The sequence below is a fragment of the Campylobacter pinnipediorum subsp. caledonicus genome (genome assembly GCF_002022005.1).
GTDB classification, from domain to species: Bacteria; Campylobacterota; Campylobacteria; order Campylobacterales; family Campylobacteraceae; genus Campylobacter_A; species Campylobacter_A caledonicus.
The window spans coordinates 42,715-66,201 of record NZ_CP017258.1; the positions used below are offsets into that span (position 1 = coordinate 42,715).

17 protein-coding genes are annotated in these 23,487 nt (G+C 31.1%); 14 read left to right on the top strand and 3 right to left on the bottom strand.

Annotated elements, in window-relative coordinates; all coding sequences use genetic code 11:
• Window positions 1-3 precede the first annotated feature (3 nt).
• Both CPIN18021_RS00165 and ybeY read right to left on the bottom strand, forming a co-directional pair.
• Window positions 4-2,769, bottom strand: coding sequence for a TonB-dependent receptor domain-containing protein (locus CPIN18021_RS00165; RefSeq protein ID WP_162273634.1), 2,766 nt, complete (start codon window positions 2,767-2,769; stop codon window positions 4-6).
• Window positions 2,770-3,004: 235 nt separating this feature from the next.
• Window positions 3,005-3,406, bottom strand: coding sequence for an rRNA maturation RNase YbeY (ybeY, locus tag CPIN18021_RS00170; protein WP_078422646.1), 402 nt, complete (start codon window positions 3,404-3,406; stop codon window positions 3,005-3,007).
• Between the two features lie 63 nt (window positions 3,407-3,469).
• On the opposite strand from ybeY, the gene queC reads away from it, so the two are divergent.
• From queC to hcp, 6 genes are all read left to right on the top strand, one after another.
• A complete protein-coding gene (queC, locus tag CPIN18021_RS00175; protein ID WP_078422647.1) occupies window positions 3,470-4,156 on the top strand; it encodes a 7-cyano-7-deazaguanine synthase QueC in 687 nt (228 codons plus the stop codon).
• A gap of 23 nt (window positions 4,157-4,179) precedes the next feature.
• Window positions 4,180-4,359, top strand: coding sequence for a hypothetical protein (locus CPIN18021_RS08790; protein ID WP_157888026.1), 180 nt, complete (start codon window positions 4,180-4,182; stop codon window positions 4,357-4,359).
• Between the two features lie 357 nt (window positions 4,360-4,716).
• Window positions 4,717-5,190: an ankyrin repeat domain-containing protein gene (locus CPIN18021_RS00180; RefSeq protein ID WP_069637865.1), complete on the top strand. Its 474-nt coding sequence runs from the start codon at window positions 4,717-4,719 to the stop codon at window positions 5,188-5,190.
• Between the two features lie 180 nt (window positions 5,191-5,370).
• Complete coding sequence (locus tag CPIN18021_RS00185; protein ID WP_078424124.1) at window positions 5,371-7,329, top strand: autotransporter outer membrane beta-barrel domain-containing protein; 1,959 nt, start codon at window positions 5,371-5,373, stop codon at window positions 7,327-7,329.
• Window positions 7,330-7,509: 180 nt separating this feature from the next.
• Complete coding sequence (locus CPIN18021_RS00190) at window positions 7,510-11,673, top strand: autotransporter outer membrane beta-barrel domain-containing protein (RefSeq protein ID WP_078424125.1); 4,164 nt, start codon at window positions 7,510-7,512, stop codon at window positions 11,671-11,673.
• A gap of 176 nt (window positions 11,674-11,849) precedes the next feature.
• Window positions 11,850-13,178: a hydroxylamine reductase gene (hcp, locus tag CPIN18021_RS00195; RefSeq protein WP_078424126.1), complete on the top strand. Its 1,329-nt coding sequence runs from the start codon at window positions 11,850-11,852 to the stop codon at window positions 13,176-13,178.
• A gap of 41 nt (window positions 13,179-13,219) precedes the next feature.
• Here hcp and dsbD read toward each other — a convergent pair whose 3' ends face one another.
• A complete protein-coding gene (gene dsbD, locus CPIN18021_RS00200) occupies window positions 13,220-14,935 on the bottom strand; it encodes a protein-disulfide reductase DsbD (protein WP_078424127.1) in 1,716 nt (571 codons plus the stop codon).
• Between the two features lie 209 nt (window positions 14,936-15,144).
• Between dsbD and CPIN18021_RS00205 the strand changes: the two genes are divergently transcribed.
• From CPIN18021_RS00205 to CPIN18021_RS00240, 8 genes are all read left to right on the top strand, one after another.
• Window positions 15,145-17,082: an FTR1 family iron permease gene (locus CPIN18021_RS00205; RefSeq protein WP_078424128.1), complete on the top strand. Its 1,938-nt coding sequence runs from the start codon at window positions 15,145-15,147 to the stop codon at window positions 17,080-17,082.
• Window positions 17,083-17,105: 23 nt separating this feature from the next.
• On the top strand, window positions 17,106-17,627 hold the full coding sequence (locus CPIN18021_RS00210) for an iron transporter (protein WP_078424129.1): 522 nt from the start codon (window positions 17,106-17,108) through the stop codon (window positions 17,625-17,627).
• 55 nt (window positions 17,628-17,682) lie between these two features.
• Complete coding sequence (locus tag CPIN18021_RS00215) at window positions 17,683-19,050, top strand: Fe-S-containing protein (RefSeq protein WP_078424130.1); 1,368 nt, start codon at window positions 17,683-17,685, stop codon at window positions 19,048-19,050.
• Window positions 19,047-20,327: an ABC transporter permease gene (locus CPIN18021_RS00220; protein WP_078422659.1), complete on the top strand. Its 1,281-nt coding sequence runs from the start codon at window positions 19,047-19,049 to the stop codon at window positions 20,325-20,327. The genes CPIN18021_RS00215 and CPIN18021_RS00220 overlap by 4 nt, the downstream gene beginning before the upstream one ends.
• The gene (locus CPIN18021_RS00225) at window positions 20,314-21,456 is read left to right on the top strand and encodes an ABC transporter permease (RefSeq protein WP_078424131.1); all 1,143 of its coding nucleotides are present in this window, start codon (window positions 20,314-20,316) and stop codon (window positions 21,454-21,456) included. Before CPIN18021_RS00220 ends, CPIN18021_RS00225 begins: the two co-directional genes overlap by 14 nt.
• Window positions 21,457-22,128, top strand: a complete 672-nt coding sequence (locus tag CPIN18021_RS00230; protein WP_078424132.1) for an ABC transporter ATP-binding protein — start codon at window positions 21,457-21,459, stop codon at window positions 22,126-22,128.
• Window positions 22,125-22,625 (top strand): TlpA family protein disulfide reductase, encoded by a 501-nt coding sequence (locus CPIN18021_RS00235; RefSeq protein ID WP_078424133.1) that lies wholly within the window; start codon window positions 22,125-22,127, stop codon window positions 22,623-22,625. Before CPIN18021_RS00230 ends, CPIN18021_RS00235 begins: the two co-directional genes overlap by 4 nt.
• A gap of 132 nt (window positions 22,626-22,757) precedes the next feature.
• Window positions 22,758-23,471 (top strand): TorD/DmsD family molecular chaperone, encoded by a 714-nt coding sequence (locus CPIN18021_RS00240; protein WP_078424134.1) that lies wholly within the window; start codon window positions 22,758-22,760, stop codon window positions 23,469-23,471.
• Window positions 23,472-23,487: the final 16 nt, after the last annotated feature.

Genomic DNA, 23,487 nt, shown 5'->3' on the forward strand with positions numbered 1-23,487 from the left:
TTATTAAAATTTGTATGAAAACATTAATTTTGCTGTTCTACCACGAGCAAAGTTGTTTTGGAGGTATTCTGTATAAAAATAATTCCCATTTTTTTGCTTTGTGTGAATCACTTTTGCATATTGTGATGCTGAGTCGTTATTTGCATCAAGTGGGTTTACATAAAGTTTGTCTGTTAGATTGTCTATAGCAAATTTTATCATAAAATTTTTACTAGGTTCATATGTGGCATAAATATCATATATTATAGGCTGGCTTTCAAACTCTTCATATTCTGCTATTTGACCTATACTTTTATATTGTTTACCTGTTGCATCTTTTGGACATTGTAAAGCTCTTTCAAAACTAAAATTACCATGTTGATCTAATGGATGAATAGGCTTAGCTCCACCTTCGCACATTAAAGTTGTATCATATTTGCTTCTTTTGCTCTTACCATAGTATTTTGCAATACCTCCTAGTGTAAGTTTTTGATCAAATAATCTTACTCCTAGTTCAAGGGAACCGTATTGATTGGGCAATATTGTAACCTTTGTTAATCCAAAACTTTGTGCATCAGCTTGATCTACAGTTATATTATCTGCAGTCCTTGATATATCGCTATAAGATGCTGGTTGATTTGTTCTTTGTTTCGCAAAGCTTGCATTCGCAAAAAATGTTCCCATATCATAGCTTATTTCAGCCTCGAAACCGTTTATAAATACTTCTTCATTATGGTTTCTGTGATATATGGTTCCGACAGTCACAGATGTTCCGTCTAGATATTTTCCAGGAACTACCCTGTAGCTTAATATATTGTGTATAAAATTTTCAATTCTTGTTTGATATCTTGTGAATTTATATCCTATTGTATCGTTTTTTGTAATTACTCCTTGAGTAAACCCATTAAATCCTATTTGTTTGGTTTTGGCTGTTTCTGGTTTTAGGGATAAATTTTTTCCAGCATTGCTTAGGTTTGAAAAGAACATTTCTTGTATAGTAGGTGCTCTGTGTGTCCTTGATAGCCCTATAAAAGGTGTAAAATATTCATTAAGATTGGCTGTTACCATAAAAGAGTAATTTAGAAAATGATCTTTTATTTCATCTTGTTTTGTTATTATATTGTTTGGATTTTGTGTGAAACCTTTTTCTATTTCATCTTGATCATGTATATTGTTTTTCTTTACTTTATTCCAATCATAGTAAGGTTTATAGAGCTCTTCTAATCTATTAAATTCCGGCTCTAATGCCTCTCTTTCTTTTGACTTTTCGGGTAATTTTTTCCAGATCTCATCAAGTTTGTTCCATTGATCGTTTAATTCATCAACAAATTGACTAACCGTAAGCAGGCTTTCGCCTTTATTTTTGTATTTAACAAAATTTATATTATAATTAAAAGTTAATTTATCCCAATTAATTGAATTATCTAAGTAAAAAGCTTTAAATTTTTGTTCTCCTTGTGGAAAAAATGAATTTGTTGGCAATGCCGCATTTATTTTTTCTGCTTCAGAAAAAGTACCGCCTAAAAACTCACTAGTTGATACCAAACAATCATCGTTTTCTTCATCATCTTCGCAAATTTTATATATTTTAAGCTCATCAGGGTAGCGATTTCTAGAGTATTTATTTTCTAATACGTTTAAACCAAATGTAGTGCTTAACGTTGAATCTTTCGGTAGCTCAAACTCAAATGTGTTGCTTATATCAAATATCTCAGCTTTATTTTCTCCAGTAAGTGGCTTGTTTATTCTTCTGTTTATTATCTCAGCACCTATATCATAGTTTTGTTGATTGAAATTATTTGAGTATAGAAAATTAAAATTAACTAAATTATTATCCGGTATATTTAGATTATAATTAATCTGCTTTGTATTATTTTTTATGCTACGACCTGCTAAGTGATTGTTTAAGGTTCTGTATTGTAATTCAAGTGAGTTATAGTCATCTGTATATTCTATCTTAAAGATATCGCTTTTTGGTTTTTGTCTAACTTTTTCAGGATCGTATGGTGTTGAATCATATGGAGATTTGTCAGGATAGTATTCTTTTTCATAATCTTCTGATATACGTTTTGTGTCTCTAATTGATTTTTCTGAATGTGTTTCACCCCCTCCAACTTCATAATTTTGTGATATGGTTTTTTCACTATGCCCATATAAAAATCCAAGAGCACCACCGTAATTAAAAAATCTCTTCCCAGCCACTGCAAACATATGCTCGGGTCTCATATCGTTGCTACCGACTTGACTTTTTAGCATACCACCTATATTTCTATCAAATCTTAAGATATCATCAACCGCGATTGTCTTAAAATTTGAAGAACCCATTAAAGAGTTTGCACCACCACTTCCTTTAAAAGAGCCTCTGTTTAGCTCAACACTTGTAATAAATGATGGATCTATGGATGCACCAAACTGAGATCCTGCACCACCCTTACCGCCGGTATCTCCACCACTGCTATAAAATGTCTGAGAAACACCATCGACCATTGTATTTACCCTACCAAATCCAGTGCCGCCCCTTATATTTACAGTAACGGCTCCAGCACCTTTGTTCATCTGTGTAAATGTGCCAGGTATTGATCTGATTATTGTATCAAGTGTTTTATCTGATTTATTTATCTCATCTCTGATACTTACAGCGCCACTTTTTTTATAGGCCTCATCTCTCTCTTTATGGTTTTGGCCAACAACTTCTACTGAATCTAACTCAACTTCATCCTCAGCATATGTAACAGATAAAATATTAACAATCAAAGCCAAACTAAGTCCGGTTTTAAGCAAATTATTCAACACAACTCCCTTTAGTTAACTAAACAATTTAAAAAATGTTTGTATTATATAGCTAAAGAATTTAAGATTTTATAAATTCTGATAATTGTAATCAAAATTATAATTTTAATTACATATCTTGTATGTTTGCGATATTGCATTAGTAAGTTAGATTTAGGCTATTTAGTTGATTTTATAAGCCAATATGATAACAAATATTAGCTTATAAAAGTGTAAATATGATCGTTTATATTTATTATGAATTTCTTACTATCAAGCTATCAGGAAGTTCAAACTCAGCTATAACAGCTTCTTCTTTTTCTCTCATTTGCCCATCATCTGTTTCGTGATCATATCCTAGCACATGAAGTAAGCCATGAGTAAACAAAAGTGCGATTTCAGCCTCTTTGCTATGTCCTAGTTCATTTGATTTTTCTTCAACCAAATCAACATTTATAAGTATGCAGCCAAGCGGCGCATGTGGCTGATAGACAAGTGGAAAGCTAAGCACATCAGTTGTTTTGTCAAATCCACGTTCTTTTAAATTTACTTTTCTCATCTCTTCGTTATCAACAAAGCACAAATCAACATCTCCCGGTGTTAAAAAATCGCAAATTTTATCTAGTATCTCTGGGTAGGTTTCATCGCAAGTTATCATTTTTTTCTCTTTTTAGCTTATTTTTGTATAATTTTATCTAAAAAATTTATGGGGTGCAAGAGTATGAAAAAAGCAGTTTGTATAATGAGTGGAGGAATGGATAGCACCTTGTGTGCTGTTTTGGCAAAAAAACAAGGCTATGATATCGTTGCATTGCATTTTGATTATAATCAACGCACGATGAGCCGTGAAAAGCGTGCATTTAAAGAGATATGCGACAAAATAGGTGTGGTAAAAAAGGTAGAGCTTGATGTTAGCTTTATATCTGATATAGGTGCTAATGCTTTGACTGATTTAAGTATGGATATAAGAAAAGACGGCGTTGCTGATGATGTGCCAAATACCTATGTGCCTTTTAGAAACGGCATTTTTATATCCATAGCTGCAGCACTTGCTGAAAAAGAGGGAGCAGAGGCTCTTTTTATAGGGGTAGTTGAGGAAGATAGTAGCGGTTATCCTGATTGTAGTGATGAGTTTATAAAAAGCATAAATGATGCTATAAACAAAGGCACAAAAGACAGCACAAATATAAAAATTCATATGCCCTTAGTTCATCTTAGTAAGGCTGATATAGTAAAATCATCTTTACAAAACAACTCTCCACTTGAGCTTACTTGGTCTTGTTATGAAAACGAAGATGAGGCTTGTGGACTTTGTGATAGTTGCAGGCTTAGGTTAAACGGCTTTGAGCTCGCTGGTGCAAAAGACCCTATAAGGTATAAAAATTTGAATAGTAAAATAAAATTATAGCTAATATACAACATATAAAATGTATGACAAAAGAGTGTGGAATGTTATCAAAAGATAAACAAAAAATAACTTTTTTTATTGATGCCGAAATAATAGAATATGATAAAAAATTGCAAACAACTTACTTTTTTCAATCAATGTCTTCCGTAATAGATGAAGCTAGAAAGGTGGAAAAAGGCTATGAGATAGCTAACTTTATCTAGCTACAGTTATAAATAGTGGTTTTGAAAAAAACTACGATATAAAAATGTTGCTACTTATAACTACATATCAAAATAAATTTTTAAAGAACTAGGGCTTGATAATGTATCAGCTGTTAATTGTTTTCAAATAGATTCATTTCCTAGTGAGAGATTTAAATGTAAGCTAGGAAAATAGGCATACACTATTTGAAATTCATTAAATATTTATAGAAGTCCTAAATCCTTATTTTATGCTATAAGTATTGAATAATTTTTAAGGATTATTTAAAAAGTAAGGTTAATGTTGCTTAATTGCTTTTAATATTATATTTGTAGTATAATACAAAAATGACAAAATAAGGGCTTTTTATGGAAAATATAGAAGAAATAACTGAACAAGATGAACAAAGATACGCTGAGCTTTGTGGCAAGGCTTTTGAATTTGCAAGACGTGATGAAAAAGAAGAATTGCAAAAGATGATAGAGGCAGGACTAAGCGTAAATTTGAAAAATGAAAAAGGCGATTCGCTTATAATGCTTGCAAGCTACCGCAACTCGCTTGAAACGGTAAAAATGCTTATAGAAAAAGGTGCTAGAGTTGATGAGCGAAATGATAAAAACCAAACTCCGCTTGCTGGTGCTTGCTTCAAGGGTCATCTTGAAGTGGTAAAAGCTTTAGTTGAAGCCGGTGCTGATATAAATGCAAATAACGGAATGGGAGCTACTCCTCATACTTTTGCTATGATATTTGGTAGAACTGAAGTTGTGAAATATCTAAATAGTGTAAATAAAAAACATAGTTTTTTACAAAAAATATTCGGTAAGATTTTTGGTTTATTTTCAGGTAAATAGACTTATTGATTATTTTGTTTTTTAAAATTATCAATTATTAGTTTTAAAATTTTATACAAATATTTTTTATATATTCTGCAAAAATTAATTCAAATTATAGTTAATTATTTGAAGTTTAAGAGCCTTTGAAGATGGTTTAAGTTATTATTATATAGTATTGAATTATTAGAAGGAGTAAAAATGAAAATTTCAAAGATTGTAAGTGCATCTATACTTAGTATTGCTGTAAGCAGTTCCGCTTTTGGTGCTGAAAATGTAACACCAAAAGAGGAAATAGAAAATGCATTAAATAAAGGAGAAATAACAGCTAAAAAAATAACAGAAAAAAATATAGAAGCAGCCAAACTAATAGCTGAAAATAAAAAAATTGAACTTAAATTGGCAAAAGAAAAGCTAGCAGCTATAAATGCAGGTGAAGAAGCTACTGAAAAAAAAATAGAAGCATTAGAGGATAAAGTATCAGAAGTAATAGAATCAGTATTAGCAGCAAAAGAAGCAGCAAAAAAAGCAATAATTATAGCATTAGAAGAAGAACAAAAAGCTGTAACACAAGAACAAAAAGCAGCAGCAAAAGCCAAAAAAGAAGCAGCAATAAAAGTAGTAGAGGATACAGATGAGCTATTGGCTGAAGCTGAAGCTGAAGTCTACATAGCAAAAGAAGCAGCAGAGGCAGCTAAAGCAGAAGATGTAGCAACACCAGAAAAAAAAGCAGAAGCAATTGAAAAAGCTAAAAAAGAAATAGAAACTAAATCTAAACAAGTAGATGTATTGCAAGATGCTTTAGCGGAAACTAATGTTAATACAGCTAAAGCTGTTAATGAGCTAAAAGAAAAAGAAAAAACGCTAAAAGAAAAAGAAACAGAATATAAAAATGCTACCGAAGCACAAAAAGCTGAGAAACTAAAAGCACTTAATGATGCCAAAAAAGAAGTAGCAGAAGCTAAAGAAGAAGTAGGTGAAGCTAATGCTGATCGTGCTAAACGTGCAACTAGAAAGCTAGATAATACAAATAAAAGTATAGCAGAGTCTTTAGGTGATATATCAGCAGATAATGAAGTGTTAAATAAACTATTCTTAGATGGCAATACTAAAAAAGAAGATATTGTTAATATAGTTAAAAATGTAACAAGCTCTGTAACAACATCAGTTGATTCAATGGCTAAAATATCTAATGTAGATATCGTTAAGTTTAATACAGATCTTTCAACCTCTACAAGACTTGCAAGTCTAAGCAACCCATTCAATGCTGATTTAGCATTAGCAAGCGCTATCAGACATTTAAAAGATGATAGCTTTGCAAGTAGTGATGATATGGCATTAAGCAACGTAGTAAGAGAATACACAGATAGATTTAACTATGACAATAACCTATGGGGAAGTGTCTTAGGTGGTAAGACAAGTGTTAAAAATGGTGCAAGTCCAAAAATCTTTGGTGTAACTCTTGGTTATGATAAGAGATTTGATAATATGATAGTTGGTGCAACTACAACTTATACTCAAACAAAAGCAGACAAAAGTGATGTTGAGTTAAAAGGTAAAAATATCCAATTAGGTCTTTATACAAGAGGATACTTTGATGAGAATGAAGTAGATGCAAGAATCAACTTTAACTTTGGAGATAACAAGGTAAAAAGAACAACTAGTATAGGTAAAACTGATGGTAAGTTTGATTCATTTGCAACATCTTTTGATCTAACTTATGGTCGCATATATCAGTTAGACAATGATGTAATGATTAAACCACTTGGTGGTGTTGGATATACATATCTAAAAACAAAATCATTTACTGAAAAAGGCGAGGGTGCTTTATCATATAACTCTATAACAACAAAAGTAGCTAACTTAAAAGCTGGTGTTGAGTTAAGAAAATATGTTGAATCTGGTAAATACTTCTATGTAACTCCTGGTGTAGAAAGAGAGATATTTAAAAACGTTAAAGATCCTATAGTTAAATTTATAGGAGCAGATAATGGCATTAAACTAGTAGGTGATGATAAGAAAAATACTTACTTTACTTTACAAACAGGTGCTAATTTTAACATAACAGATAGCTTAAGCACAAATATAAACTTTGGAACAAAACTAGGTTCTAAAAACAAATTCTATAACGGAACTATAGGTGTTAACTATAAGTTTTAATTAGCTAAGTAACCACACAAAGATACTCAAACAAGTATCTCTATAACCCCTTTAAAAGTAAAACTTAAAGGGGTATAACTATTGCTAGTTTAAAAATCAATGAATTTCTTAAAGATTAAGAACTTTTTAATATAACTGAATTTACAATAATCCTGCATTTATATTTTAAAAGGAGTAGAAATGAAAATTTCAAAGATTGTAAGTGCAGCTATACTTAGTGTAGCTGTAAGTGGTTTCGCTTTTGGTGCTGAAAATGGGGGGGGGGTAGCGACTAATCCTACACTTGATTTTTTTAATACCGTAAAGCAAAAATTAGCAGATATAGCTAACAAGAAAGAAAGCTTAGCAAATGATATATCGTCTATACATGATGAGACTGTAAAAGGTGCATTTAAAGATATTTTAGTTAAAGCAAAAGATTTAACAATTCCAGAAACCGGGTTTACTATTGCAGATTTTGCTACAGTTGGTGACAAACAAGTTAGCCTAAAGCTAACTAACCAAGCTTCTAAACCCATGCTTGAAATTTCATACGATGGCAAAAAAGACGTTTTAAGCTTAAATGATAGTGATGCTTTAACTTTTAACCCTAGAATATTAGATAGAGTAGATCCTAGTCTGAAGAATTTTAAGAATCAAGAAAATATAACTCATGATAATGGCATAGAAACTGATAGGGAAAATAATGCAAAAAATAAAGCAATGGTTGAGTATTTAAATCTGATAGTTTCAGAAACTGATAATGTATTTGATGAATTAATCAAAAACAAAGCAAATGAAGAAACAAAAAATGCAATAACACAAAATGCTCACCCACATTTACAAAAAATAGCAAAAATCCTTGATGCTGCAAAGAAAGCAAAAAAAGCAAACAACGATAATGTGGATTTTACAGATATTACTATAGGTGAAGGTGGTAAATTTAAAATATCTATTGAAACAAATGGTGAAGAACCTAAACTTAAGATAAAAAACAATCAAACAGTATTTGCAACAGATACTTTTACGTTAAAAGAAAATGGTTCTTTAGAATATCAAAAGAATACAACAACAGAAAATGTATGGAATCATATACTTCTAAATTTTAAAACTGCTGAAGCTACTCAAAAAGTAACAGAAGCTATTAAACTAAAAAAACAAGAATTAGATACAACAGAAGCAAAGGCTTCATTAAGACAAGCTATAGATACTGTTTTAAATATTGATATGGATAAATTAAAAGCTTATACTACTAATCAACAAGATGAAGGTGTAAAAGGCCGCATAAAAAACATATTAACAAAAGCTAAAGATGAAAAGCTTGATTTTTTAGGTGGTCAAGGTATTAGTAGCGGTGAATTAGATTTAAATGGCGGTAAAGCTAAAATTATATTAAAGAAAACAGATAGTGGTGCTGAACTTGATATAATTTATGATAGCACAGGGACTAATACAAATGATGAAGCTAGTAAAATAAATAAATTTGTGCTTAATGGTAATGATGTAACTTTCACTGAAGCTTCCGAAGACAATAATAAACTAAAAAATTTAGCTGCTGTTGATGATATTAAAGAAAAAATCGAAGAAGCTTTGAATAAAGGGCCTAATTTAAAATTTACAACCGAAGAAATAAACAAAGCCAAAGCCAAAGTTGACGTTTATGAGACTTTAGTAACTAATTTGCCGAAAGTACTTTCTAAAGAAAAAATAGATAAGCTTATGAATGCAGGAAATGCAGGTGTAGTGAATGCAGAACTAAAAGCAATAGTAGATCAAGTAATAGAATCAAAAGAAGAATTAACTGCAAACTTAGGAAATATAAATAATCAAAATATCACACTAAAAATAAAATCAAACGGCACTGCAATAGAAATTTCACAAGCAGATGGTAAAAAAGACACTATAACATTATTGGCTGATAATAAATTCAAAGTTGAGACCAATAGCAAAGTTGCTAAACCTGTTTTACAAGAATTAGCAGAAAATAAAGATGCATTAGGACAAGATCCATTTAAGAATGCTATAGAAAAAGCAAAAGAGAAAATTCCACAAGAAAATGGACAAGATTTAACTTCAACAGAAATAGATAAAAGAAAAGCATTTTTAGATGCCGTATACAAAGATAATGATAACAATGCTTTAAAAACTATTTTAGATGCAATTAAAACTAAAGATCTTACAACAGCTAATACAGATGCAGATATTTTAAATACAATTGATCAAGCTGGTAAAGATAAAATTAAAACAATGCTTGAAAAAGCAAAAGAAGCCGGTAATGCTTATATAAAATCATTAGCACTTGAAGCACAAATAGGTGGTGCAACCGTAAAACTAGAAATAGTAGATGATAAACCTGCTTTAACTATAGAAAAAGATGGTAAAAAAGACACATTTAAGCTTTCAGGTGATAACAATGGTCAATTAGCATATGAATCAGCTAAAACACCTACAAAAGACTCTGTATTACACCTACTATCAGGCTTTGATCCTACAAACCTAAATGCTACACTTTCAGTTTTTATAGCTAAAAATGGTGGAGAAATAACAGCTAAAGAAATAACAGCTGGGAATATAGACAGAATAGAAGATACAGCCGATGATAAAGAAAGAGATCTTAAAGTAGCACAAGCAACACTAGCAGCTATAAATGCAGGTGAAAAAGCTACTGCAGAAAAAGTAAAAACTTTAGAAGAAAAAGTAAAAACTTTAGAAAAAGCTAAAGAAGATGCAACAAAAGCTAAAACAGAAGCAGAAAAAATAGTAACAGATGCAGGAGAAAAAGCAACACAAGAACAAAAAGCAGCAGCTCAAAAAGCAGCAGAAGCAGAAGCAGAAGCAGAACTAGCAGCAGAAGAAGCTAAAGCAGAATTAGAAATAGCTAAAGAAGCACAAACAGCAGCTAAAGCAGAAGATGTAACAACACCAGAAAAAATAGCAAAAGCTAAAGAAAAAATAACAAAAGACATACAAGCTAAATCTAAACAAGTAGATGTATTAAATGATGCTTTAGCAGAAACTAATGTTAATACAGTTAAAGCCGTTAATGAGCTAAAAGAAAAAGAAAAAACATTAAAAGCAAAAGAAACAGAATATAAAAATGCAGCTGAAGCACAAAAAGCTGAGAAACTAAAAGCACTTAATGAAGCTAAAAAAGAAGTAGCAGAAGCTAAAGAAGAAGTAGGTGAAGCTAATGCTGATCGTGCTAAACGTGCAACTAGAAAGCTAGATAATACAAATAAAAGTATAGCAGAGTCTTTAGGTGATATATCAGCAGATAATGAAGTGTTAAATAAACTATTCTTAGATGGTAATACTAAAAAAGAAGATATTGTTAATATAGTTAAAAATGTAACAAGCTCTGTAACAACATCAGTTGATTCAATGGCTAAAATATCTAATGTAGATATCGTTAAGTTTAATACAGATCTTTCAACCTCTACAAGACTTGCAAGTCTAAGCAACCCATTCAATGCTGATTTAGCATTAGCAAGCGCTATCAGACATTTAAAAGATGATAGCTTTGCAAGTAGTGATGATATGGCATTAAGCAACGTAGTAAGAGAATACACAGATAGATTTAACTATGACAATAACCTATGGGGAAGTGTCTTAGGTGGTAAGACAAGTGTTAAAAATGGTGCAAGTCCAAAAATCTTTGGTGTAACTCTTGGTTATGATAAGAGATTTGATAATATGATAGTTGGTGCAACTACAACTTATACTCAAACAAAAGCAGACAAAAGTGATGTTGAGTTAAAAGGTAAAAATATCCAATTAGGTCTTTATACAAGAGGATACTTTGATGAAAATGAAGTAGATGCAAGAATCAACTTTAACTTTGGAGATAACAAGGTAAAAAGAACAACTAGTATAGGTAAAACTGATGGTAAGTTTGATTCATTTGCAACATCTTTTGATCTAACTTATGGTCGCATATATCAGTTAGACAATGATGTAATGATTAAACCACTTGGTGGTGTTGGATATACATATCTAAAAACAAAATCATTTACTGAAAAAGGCGAGGGTGCTTTATCATATAACTCTATAACAACAAAAGTAGCTAACTTAAAAGCTGGTGTTGAGTTAAGAAAATATGTTGAATCTGGTAAATACTTCTATGTAACTCCTGGTGTAGAAAGAGAGATATTTAAAAACGTTAAAGATCCTATAGTTAAATTTATAGGAGCAGATAATGGCATTAAACTAGTAGGTGATGATAAGAAAAATACTTACTTTACTTTACAAACAGGTGCTAATTTTAACATAACAGATAGCTTAAGCACAAATATAAACTTTGGAACAAAACTAGGTTCTAAAAACAAATTCTATAACGGAACTATAGGTGTTAACTATAAGTTTTAATTAGCTAAGTAACCACACAAAGATACTCAAACAAGTATCTCTATAACCCCTTTAAGAGTAAAAACTCATAAAGGGGTTATAATCCTTTTACAAACATTATCCTTATCCTTGATATTTATCAATTACTAATTTTAAAAATTTCCCTAGAATGTTCTTATATTTTTAAAGGAGAACATATGAGTGAAGAATTAAAAATGTTTTGCCATCAATGCGAAATGAGTGCTATTGATGGATGTGGCTCTCACGGTCAAAGTAAGGGAACTTGTGGCAAAACTGATACATTGGCTCGTTTGCAAGATACTATGGTTTTTGGGTTAAAAGGACTTAGCGCATATCGCCACCATGCAAATGAACTTGGTGCTGATACAAGCTATGTTGATAAGGTTATGGCTGATACTCTTTATTTTACACTTACAAACTCAAATTTTAATTTTGATGAGCATATAGCACAATTATTGCAAGTTGGCTCTGCTGGTGTAAATGTCATGGATATATTAAGCGAGGCACATACAAATGCCTTTGGTGTCCCATCTCCAGTAAGGGTTACTCAAAACAAGGTAGAAGGCAAGGCTATACTTGTTAGTGGACACAATTTAAATGCTTTAAAATTACTACTTGAAGCAACTAAGGATAAAGGTATAAATATATATACCCACTCTGAAATGCTTCCAGCCCACGGCTACCCTGAGCTTAGAAAATACCCTCATTTAAAGGGAAATGTAGGTAAGGCATGGTTTGATCAGACTAAACTTTTTAATGAATTTAAGGGCGCTATACTTATGACAACAAACTGCATAGTTCCTTTACGCTCAAGCTGTGAGTACTCCGATAGACTTTTTGGTTATCAAATAGTCGGCACAGATGGAGTTAGGCATATACAAAACGATGATTTTGCACCTTTGATACAGTGTGCTATTGATTGTGGAGATGTTAGTTTAGATAGTGATGATGTTTTGGTTACAGGCGGTCATTATAAGAGCATATTGGGTCTTGCACCTCAAATTCTTGATGCGATAAACTCTGGTAAAATTCGTAGATTTTTTGTTATAGCTGGATGCGATGCGCCTGGAAAAGGTAGAGAGTATTATAGAGAACTTGCACTATCTTTACCTAAGGATTGTGTGATACTTACATCTAGTTGTGGCAAGTTTAGGTTTAATGATATTGATTTTGGAATGGTGCCAGATACACAAATACCAAGATACATAGACCTAGGTCAGTGCAATGATAGCAATGGCGCTGTAAAAATAGCTCTTGCTTTAAGCGAGGCAACCGGTATAGCGGTAAATGACCTACCTGTTTCAATAGTGCTTATGTGGATGGAACAAAAAGCTGTTATTATACTTCTTGCTTTATTTAGCTTGGGTATCAAAAATATAAATGTAGGTCCTACATTGCCTAAATTTTTTAATGAAGAGATAGTAAATTTCTTGGTAGAAAAATTTAATGTTAGACTTATAAGTGGCGATGCAAAAGCTGATTTAGAGTATTATTTGAGCAAATAAATACTTTAACTTCTCTAAGAAATTTCTTAGAGAAGGTTATTTTATATATCTCTTATCTTTTCTAAAAATTTTTCCGACGATATATATCCTATTGTTCTTTTGTGTGAAATTTCTTGTTTGTCTTTAAACAACAATAAAGCAGGTGGATTTATAAGACCAAAGTTTTGAAGTAACTTTGTATTTTCATCTTTGTTTTCGCTTACATCAATTTTTACAAGTTTAAACTCTTTTAATTTTTGCATTACATCTTTATGTTTAAAGGTTTTATTATCAAGCTCCAAACAACTAACACACCAACTAGCCCAAAAATCAACTAAAATAGGTTTGTCCGATGTTTGTATTATTTTATTTAAATCATTTAGAGTTTTTACTTTTTCAAATTTTGTATGATTATCACTTTGTATATTTGAGCTTATATGTAGCCCTTCTAATGGCGAAAGTGGATCTTTTGAACCTATAAAGCTTCCAAAAATAAGCATTAAAGAGTATATAAATATAAGTATGGCGGATGATTTTTTAAACTTCTCTATGCCATTTTCTGCACTTTCAAAAGCACCAATATAAACAGCCCATATAACACCTATAATACCATATCCTAAAAGCTCAAAAAAGCTGCCAAATATCCTTGATAAAAGCCATACTGCCATTATAAGCATTAAAAAACCAAAAGTATATTTTATGGTATCCATCCAAATTCCTGGTTTTGGTAAAATTTTTCCGCTACTAAGCCCTATGATAAGCAAAGGCACACCCATTCCTATACCCATCACAAAAAGCATAAGCCCACCATAAAATAAATTTCCGGTTTGTGATATATAAAGAAGTGCTCCAGCTAAAGGTGCAGCAATACACGGCGAAACTATCAATGCTGATGCAAAACCCATGATAAAAACACCAAGCATACCCTTTTTATTGCTTGTTTTTTTGTTTATAAGATTTTCAAGTTTTGATGGTAGTTTGATGTCATAAAATCCAAACATACTAAATGATAAAGCTACAAAAATAAGGCTAAAACCACCAAGTACCCATGAATTTTGTAACAATCCTTGAACACCTACACCTACAATACTCGCTAAAACCCCAGCCATAGCATAGGCTAAACTCATAGCAAAAACATATACAGCCGATATTAAAAAGCTATTTTTTGAAGTTTCGCTTTTTGATACTATAATGCTTGAAAGTATTGGTATCATAGGGAAAACACAAGGTGTAAGAGATAGCAATAGACCAAATCCAAAAAATGTAGCTAGTGATAAAAATATATTATTTGATGATAATTTACTTGCTATGTCTTGCTCTTCTGATAAAATTATCTCTTTTTCTTTACCTTTTTTTAGCTCTTTAAGTGCAATTTTTCCAAAATTTTCACTTATATGGTATTTTTTAAATTGTGGTTGATAACAAATTCCATTTTCTGCACAACCTTGATACTCTAAATTTAGGGTATTTTTGTTTTCTGCTAGATATTTTTGAATAAGTTTGATAGGTATAAATATACTAAAATCTTTATCAAAAACCTTATAATCTTTTTTCTCCACCGCTTTTGGCATATTTAGTATATCTAGTATGCTCGTTTCATCTATTTTTATGTTAAAAGTTTTTTTATAGACGTATATGTCTTTTCCTAATTGGAATCGTATCTCCACATTATCGTTTGTTATGTGATTGTTTATTTTAAAAGCTTTATCTAAATTTAAGACTTCAGAAAAGCCAAAAGAGCATAAAAAACTAATTAACAGTATAATTTTTTTTATCATTTTGCCTCTATATTGGGATTTTTACTTTTGATTTTACTTAAAAATCTTAAATTTTTTCTAACTCGTGCATAATATAATTTCATTGATTTTTGTGGTTATATTTGTATTGTGATATTTTTGTGTTAAATTTTGATAACCATTTTTATTTTTATTAAAGTTAAAATGTAGTAAAGTTATGTCTTATATTTGATTAAACATGGAAAATTATTATGAAAAAACTTATTACATTTTTATTTTTAGTATTTGCTCCTATTATTTTAACTGCTAAAAGTGATGATTTTGCAAAAACTACCCAAGATATAAAAGATGCTTTAAATATTGTTATAAAAGAGTACGAAGCTGGTAATATCGATGAAGCTAAAACAGATGTTCAAAATGCTTATTTTGGTCTTTTTGAAGATATAGAAGGCGCTATCAGGATAAATCTTTCTGCCAAGAAAGCTTATCTTATGGAAAAGCAATTTGGAGATATAAGAAAAGCTATAAAAAAAGGCGAAACTGTTGCTCAAATCCAAAGTAGAGTTGATAAACTAAACAAAGAACTTGATGAGGTTTTACCTATAATTTTAGATGGACACAAGCTAGTTGGTGAGTACTCTGATACGCCTAGCGATAAAGCTAATGTTGCTGAGCTTGATTTGCAAAATTTTGCTCCTGAGTGGAAATTTGTTTTTGAAAACATTAAAAATAGCTTGGAGTTAGCAAAGCAAAATTATCAAGATGACAAAAAAGAAGAGGCCAAAAAAGCTGTTGAAGATGCTAAATTTGTCTATTATAGAAATACAAAACTAGAAGAAGCTATCAGAAAATATGCTGATAAAGGACAAAGTTTAGATGGCGATATTCAAAGAAAGATGAATGAAGCCATAGTTGGAACAAAAAATTTAATTACAAAAGATGATTTTAATACAAAAATAGATGACATTATAAATATAACCTATAATGCAATATCAAAACTACCTGCTGAAGCTACAAAAATAGCTGATGTTAAACTCCCAGATGATTTTAGTGATGAAAATAGTGGAGCTGATTTTACAAATGTTGTAACAAGCATTAATACAAAAATGCAACAAGCACTTGGTAGATACTTAAAAGGTGAAGTTGAAGCTGCAATGAGTGATGCTCAGGATATATATTTTGATGATTTTGAAGCAAGCGGCATGGAAAATAAAATTGGCGCTATAAATGTAAATCTTAAAACTACAATAGAAGCTAGTTTTGGATCCATTGTTTCTTTGATGAAATCAAGAGCAACTAAAGAATCTCTCCATGAAGTTTTAACCAAGCTTGATTCTCAGCTAAAAGAGGCTTTGGAATTAATCAGCACTCAAAGTTCGCCTTGGACATTATTTGTTTGGTCTTTGACTATTATACTTAGAGAGGGATTTGAAGCACTTATTATAGTTGCCGCCGTTGTTAGTTATCTACTAAAAACCGGTAATGCAACAAAAATGAATAAAATAGTTTATAGCTCGATAATAACAGCTGTTATTTTAAGCTTTGTTATGGCGTATGCTATGAACTTGATATTTGCTCAAACAGCTGGACAAAAAAGAGAGCTTTTTGAGGGCATAATCATGCTTGTAGCTGTCGGATTTTTGTTTTATGTTGGATTTTGGTTGCTTTCAAATGCTGGAGCTAAAAAATGGGCTGCTTATATACAAAGCAATATCACACAATCTTTAACTTCTAACTCTGTTATGGCGCTTTGGTGGACTGTATTTTTGGCTGTATTTAGAGAGGGCGCAGAAACAGTATTGTTTTATCAAGCTTTGATATTTGATGCTAAAGATAGTGCGCCAGATCTTATGATGATTGGTAGTGGATTTGTTGTAGGTCTTATTATATTATTGGTTGTATATTTTGTATTTAAAATATTTGCTGTAAAAATTCCTATCAAACCTTTCTTTATATTTACGTCAGCAATTATTTTTTATATGTCTATAGTTTTTGTAGGTAAAGGTATAATGGAGCTTGTAGAAGGAAAGATTTTTGTTCCTACAATAATAGATGGATTGCATTTTCCACCATTCTTTAACTCATGGCTTGGATTTTATGCTTATTATGAGACTTTGATTCCACAGATTATTATGATTTTATCATTGGTATTTGGAATTTTTATTATGAAGAAAAAACAAATACAATAAAAAACTTTAAACAAGGAGAAAAAATGAACAAGTTTTTAAATTCTGCATTAGCAGTAAGTCTTTTTGGCACTTTGAGTATGGCTGGTGAGTTTCCTATAGGTGAGCCTGTAGAAATCAATGGAATGCAGATAGCTGCTGTTTATCTACAACCAGTTGATATGGAACCAAAAGGTATGGATTTGGCTCCTAGTCAAGCCGATATACACCTAGAAGCTGATATACACGCTATCAAAGGAAATAAAAATGGTTTTGGTGAAGGCGAGTGGATGCCATATCTAAAAATTGCTTATGAACTAAAAAATCTTGATAATGGCAAAATGAAAAAAGGAACTTTCATGCCTATGGTTGCCTCTGATGGTCCTCACTATGGCGCAAACTTAAAAATGGATGCTGGTATAGGTAATTATGAGTTAAAATTTCATATTGATAACCCAGAAAAACAAGGTTTTGGAAGACATGCTGATAAAGAAACAGGTGTTGGTAAATGGTTTGAAGCTTTTGATGTAACTTATAACTTCAAATGGACAGGCGGTCCTGTAAAATAATTTTTAAAGGGTGTTTATCACCCTTTTATCCATCAAATAAATAGTTAGGGCTTTTATGTCAATTTATTTCTTTCATGTTATATCTTCGTTTTTTGGTTTAGTCTTTTTTGCTGCCTTAAGTAACAAAACAAAATCTATTAAAATCATATTTCTACCATCTTTTATAGGTGCTTTGCTTGGTATATTGATTTTTAAATTTGCTAGATATTTTTTAATTGATAGTTCTGTTAAAATATTTTTTGATTATCTTGCTATTTTATTTTTAATAATATCTTGTTTTTGTATTTTTTTTGAATTTAAGCCAGTAAAAATTTTTACATTTGGTGTATTATCCTTATGCTTTGGTTTTTCTTATAGTTTAAATAGTTCTCTTTTTCCACTATTTGACTCTCAGTTGCTTGATACAATGTCTATAATAAGCTTTTTCTTAATGCTTCTTGGTATGCTATTTTCTATCTTTATCTTTTTCTTAATCTCAAATTTAAAAGATAAAATTTGTAGTCATATCGTTAAAACAACATCATTTTCGGTTGTCATTGTCTTGTTGCTAGAAAAGGTTTCTCAAGCATTATTAGAATCAATGCGAGCAGGTATAGTTGCTACTCACTCTTGGCTTTTGTCGTTAGTTGCAAAAGGTATTTATTTTAATAGTTTTGCTATTTATTATTATATTGCTTTGTCTGTTGTTATCGCGCTTTTTGCTTTGAGATCGGCTCCAAAACTACAGAGCAAAGATGATATCGGTTCAAAAGAGTATCGCTTTTTAAAAGCACAAAGAAATTTTATATTTTCAAATTTCAAATATTCATTTTATATTATATTTATATCTTTATGTTTTGTGTTGTATTATGATTTGTATGCTTCAAGACCACCACAGATATCAGACCCTACATACGTAGAGCCAAAAAATGATAAGTTTGTTTTTGATGTTGAAGAATTAAGCGATAATAAGCTACACAGATATGCTTATATAACAGATGAGGGTAAAGAAGTTAGATTTTTCTTGCTTAATCGTTTTGCTGATAGAGCTTCACCTGTTATAGTGTTTGACGCTTGTATGATTTGTGGGGATATGGGATATATAAAACAAGATAACGATCTTATATGTATATCGTGTAATGTAAGGATATTTTTACCTTCAGTTGGTAAACAAGGTGGTTGTAATCCAATACCTATGGAATTTGAGTTTGATGGTAAGCATGTTACTGTTGATAGACAAACCATCGTTAATGGTGCTGGCTATTTTAGCAAAGTGGTTGAAAAAATGGTTCTTGATCCGGTTTCAAAAAAAGAAGTCAGCAATCTAACATCAAAATCATATTTGTATTATGGACATACATACTTTTTTGAAAACGAAAAAACTCAAGCCACTTTTGAAGCAAATCCTGAAAAATTTGTAGATACAAACGGGACATTAAAATGAAAAACGCACATTTTCTTATGATTATAAACTCACTTACTCGCTCAAAACTTCAAAAGCTTATGGCTTTTGTAACTGTGTGTTTGGCATCAACTCTAATTGCTTGTATGCTAAACATAACTTTAAAAATAGGCGATGAAGTTGCCAGTGAGCTTAGATCTTATGGCTCAAATATAGTTGTTTTACCAAGAGGAGAGAGCCTTAGTATAGAGGTAGAGGGTAGAAGCTTTACGCCTTTAAAATCTCAAAATTTCTTAAATGAGTCGGATTTATATAAGATAAAAGAGATATTTTGGAGAAACAATATAGTCGCCTTTACTCCTTTTTTGGAAGGTAAAATGAATGATAGCAAGGGTAGAAACTTTTCTATCATGGGGACATATTTTGATAAAAATATCGGACTTGCTGATGAACCTGAGTTTAGCACTGGCGCTAAAAGTTTATTTGGCTTTTGGAGAGTGGTTGGAAACTGGGCGAAAGATGATAGCTTAGATGAGGCTTTGGTTGGAGAGAAGTTGTCGCAAGATTTATCTATCAAGGTTGGAGATGTTTTAAACTTTAATGGCAATGATATCAAGATAGTTGGTATTTTAAAGGGTGCCGGAGATGAAAGCGGTAAGTTGGTAGTTTCTTTAAAACTAGCACAAAAACTATTTGATAAAATTGGTAAGTTTCAAAAGGCAGAAGTTTCTGCTATGACTATACCTGAAAATGATTTATCTTTGAAAGCTAGAAAGAATTTAGATGATTTAGATAGTGCGGAGTATGATAAATGGTATTGTTCTGCTTATGTTAGCTCTATAGCATATCAAATAGAAGAGAACTTCTCAGGAGTGAGTGCAAAGCCTAGTTTACAAGTAAGTGATGCTGAAAGCCATATAGTAAAAAAGATACAAAGCCTAATGGGTATAGTTAGTATAATAGCCCTTTTTGTCTCATCTATAGGCATTACATCTTTGATGACTAGTGAAATTTATCGTAGAAAAAAAGAGATAGGGTTACTAAAAGCATTGGGAGCTAGTAACTTTGCGATATATACTCTTTTTACAAGTGAAAGTTTGGTTGTTGCATTTATCGCTGGATTGGTTGGTTCGTTTATTGGTTATATTGTTAGCTATTTTGTTGCATATACTATTTTTTCACATGGTATCGGACTAGCTTTGATTATTATCCCACTTAGTGTATTTTTCTCGCTTTTAGTTAGTGTTATTGGTTCTATAATCCCTATGAAAAGTTTGATAAATTTACTTCCGGCGGAGGTATTGTATGACCGTAAATAATAAATTTATTATCAACTTAGTATATAAAAGCCTAAAAAATAGTTCGCTTCGTGGTGCCGTTATTGCTGTTTGTATCTTTATAGGTGCTTGTGTGTGCGCAGCTTTTGTAAATGTGTATTTGGATATAGATTCTAAAGTTTCAAGAGAGTTAAAAACTTATGGTGCAAATATGGTTTTTGTTCCTACTGATATGACAAAAAATGAATTTATAGATGAAAGCCTAATACAAAAAGCCAAAGCAGGTATTGATAAACAAAATCTTATAGGTTTTGGCTCTTATCTGTTTTCTCAATCAAACATAGGACCTACCGATGCTATCATAATGGGCGTAAATTTTAGCTCACTTAAAAAGATTAAACCATTTTTGGAGCTACGAGAAGGCTCTATGATTAATGTTGATTTTGATGATAAAAATGCACTTATTGGGGTTGATTTAGCAAAACAGACAGGTTTTAAAGTCGGAGACTTGATAGATATAAGAACTGCTGGCTCAAACAAAGTAACAAAGGTTCGCATAAAAGGCATAGTTGCTAGTGGTGATAAAGAGGATACTTTGCTTATAGTATCTCTTGGTTTAGCACAAGAAATTTCTAACTTGAAAAATAAAATAAATTATGCTGAAGCTGTTGTTTTAGGCTCTTTTGGTGAGATACAAAAATTATCAAATAGTTTAAGCAATGATGGATTTGTTGCAAGACCGGTGGCTAAGGTTTCAAAATCAGAGGGTATGATACTTGATAAGATTAAGCTTTTAATGGCGCTTGTTTCGCTTGTTATTTTGCTTATAACTTCTATGTGTGTAAATACGACTTTATCAGCTATAATGCTTTCTAGATCAAAAGAGATAGCTTTAATGAGAGCACTTGGTGCTAGCAATAAAAATATTTTAAATCTTTTTAGTTTAGAAATTTTTTCTTTAGCTTTTATTTGCTCAATTTTTGGTGCATTTTTTGGATATATTTTGGCTCAAATTTTAGGTTTTGTTATTTTTGATTCTAGCATAGATTTTAGAATTTTAAGTATCCCCATTGCTGTTTTTATATCCTTGCTTTTTGCTACAATTGCATCTTTTTATCCTATAAAAAGAGCATTGGGCGCTAATATGGCTGAAATTTTAAGAGGAGAATAGATGAATGCTTTAGAACTCAAAAGTGTGTGTAAACATTTTGGTGATGTTAAAGCTCTTGATGATATAAGTTTTGATGTTAAGCGAGGTGAATGGCTTAGTGTTATGGGGCCTAGTGGTTCGGGTAAATCAACCTTGGTTAATATATTGTCTTTGATGGATACACCAACGAGTGGTTTTTATATTTTAGGTGGCGATGATGCTAGCAAGCTAAGCCCTGATGATACCTTGAAATTTAGGCGTGAAAAAATAGGTCTTATCTTTCAACAATTTCATCTTATACCTTATTTGAATGCTATTGAAAATGTGATGATAGCACAGCATTATCATAGTAGTGTTGATAAAGATGATGCAATAAAAGCTTTAGAAATGGTTGGTCTTGGGCATAGACTCGATCATTTACCTAGTCAGTTAAGTGGTGGCGAACAACAACGTTTGTGTATAGCACGCTCTTTGATAAATGACCCAGAGATACTTATAGCAGATGAGCCAACTGGTAATCTTGATGAGGCAAATGAAAAGGTTATACTAGATCTTTTTTGTGAGTTAAAAAAACAAGGAAAAACTATTTTATTAGTAACCCATAATCCTGATTTAGGCGAATATGGCGACAAGATTGTTTATTTGAAACATGGAAAATTAGAAAAAATACGCATCATCGAAAGGGAAAAATGAAAAAATATCTAAAAATTTTAGCACTTTTTGTCATTTTTTTCTTTATAGGTTGTGCCGATGAGTTTAGTAAAAATCATATAATGTTAAATGATTCAAATGTCTTAAAAACTCAATATTTTCCTAAAGATAGGCGTTTAAAGATAGGTGATAAGCCATATTTTTTGTTCTTTTTTAGTTCTAGTTGCGGTGTTTGTAAAAAACAAATTCCTATATTAAACGAGTTAAATTCTAAATTAAATAGCAAGATACAGTTTATTGGAGTTTTGGGTGGAAGTATGGGTTTTGATAAAGATATACAACTTTTAAAAGAACACAATATAAATTTTAAAACAACTAGTGATAAGATTTCTGTTGATTATTTTAGTAGGGCTGTAGGCGGGATTATGGGTGTTCCTGCTAGTTTTATATTTGACAAAAATGGCAATATGGTTGAGAAATTTATAGGTTTAATACCAGAAAAAATACTCAAAGACAAAATAAATCTTTATGCAAATTAATTCATAAAAAAGAGCAATCAAATGTTATGTTTGTTGCTCTTGATGAAATCTAAATTTAATAACTATATTTAATTTTTAAAAATAGCTTATACTTAGTAATGATATAATTTATTCACAAAATAGGGGGAATTTATGGATAAAAATATTGATATTTTAAGGGCTAGGGCATATTATTATGAAGTTTTTGCGACCCCATTTTTTTTCTATGAAAATGAAGAAAAATTCCTGATTTTAAAGGAGCAACTCGCATATCTTCAACAAAATCCTTTATCTGATTCAGATGTTGAAAATTTTAAAATTTTGAATAATTTTGATTTTAAGGCTTTTAAACAAGAGCAAAATGATGTTTTGTTTGACCTTAGTTATGTAAATATACCATTAAGTGCTAGTTTTTACGAAGAGGGTAGAGATGATGGGGCTGCTAGGCTTAGGGTTATTGAAATTTTTAAAAAAAGCACTTATTATAGAGACTTTTCAAAATGCAAAGATAGTGAAGATTTTGTAGGATTTATATTTCTTGCAATGAAAACTTTTATAAGTGATGAGATAACAAATGATATAAATTTAAGTTTAAGCACCGAGTTGTTTTCTAGTGTTATAAATGGCTTTATAGATGAGTTTTGTGATAAACTTTACTCTCACGAAAAATCAGTATTTTTTAAAGCATTGGCTCAAATTTTAAATACTTTTATCACCCTTGAAAGATCCATTCTTAGCATAGAAGCACCATACTTTAAGCCAGATCAACAAAGTGTGGCTGACAAGGCTTTAAATAAAGTTCCATTTAAAACAAAAATGCCTACGCCAAAATCAAAAATTCACTGGGAAGAATTTACGGCTTTATGATTTAAGTTTTTTAAAG

Coding starts and splice junctions, on each gene's coding strand:
- ybeY (WP_078422646.1), bottom strand. CDS start 3,406: ATGATAACTTGCGATGAAACCTACCCAGAGATACTAGATAAAATTTGC.
- queC (WP_078422647.1), top strand. CDS start 3,470: ATGAAAAAAGCAGTTTGTATAATGAGTGGAGGAATGGATAGCACCTTG.
- CPIN18021_RS08790 (WP_157888026.1), top strand. CDS start 4,180: ATGACAAAAGAGTGTGGAATGTTATCAAAAGATAAACAAAAAATAACT.
- CPIN18021_RS00185 (WP_078424124.1), top strand. CDS start 5,371: ATGAAAATTTCAAAGATTGTAAGTGCATCTATACTTAGTATTGCTGTA.
- CPIN18021_RS00190 (WP_078424125.1), top strand. CDS start 7,510: ATGAAAATTTCAAAGATTGTAAGTGCAGCTATACTTAGTGTAGCTGTA.
- hcp (WP_078424126.1), top strand. CDS start 11,850: ATGAGTGAAGAATTAAAAATGTTTTGCCATCAATGCGAAATGAGTGCT.
- dsbD (WP_078424127.1), bottom strand. CDS start 14,935: ATGATAAAAAAAATTATACTGTTAATTAGTTTTTTATGCTCTTTTGGC.
- CPIN18021_RS00205 (WP_078424128.1), top strand. CDS start 15,145: ATGAAAAAACTTATTACATTTTTATTTTTAGTATTTGCTCCTATTATT.
- CPIN18021_RS00210 (WP_078424129.1), top strand. CDS start 17,106: ATGAACAAGTTTTTAAATTCTGCATTAGCAGTAAGTCTTTTTGGCACT.
- CPIN18021_RS00215 (WP_078424130.1), top strand. CDS start 17,683: ATGTCAATTTATTTCTTTCATGTTATATCTTCGTTTTTTGGTTTAGTC.
- CPIN18021_RS00220 (WP_078422659.1), top strand. CDS start 19,047: ATGAAAAACGCACATTTTCTTATGATTATAAACTCACTTACTCGCTCA.
- CPIN18021_RS00225 (WP_078424131.1), top strand. CDS start 20,314: ATGACCGTAAATAATAAATTTATTATCAACTTAGTATATAAAAGCCTA.
- CPIN18021_RS00230 (WP_078424132.1), top strand. CDS start 21,457: ATGAATGCTTTAGAACTCAAAAGTGTGTGTAAACATTTTGGTGATGTT.
- CPIN18021_RS00235 (WP_078424133.1), top strand. CDS start 22,125: ATGAAAAAATATCTAAAAATTTTAGCACTTTTTGTCATTTTTTTCTTT.
- CPIN18021_RS00240 (WP_078424134.1), top strand. CDS start 22,758: ATGGATAAAAATATTGATATTTTAAGGGCTAGGGCATATTATTATGAA.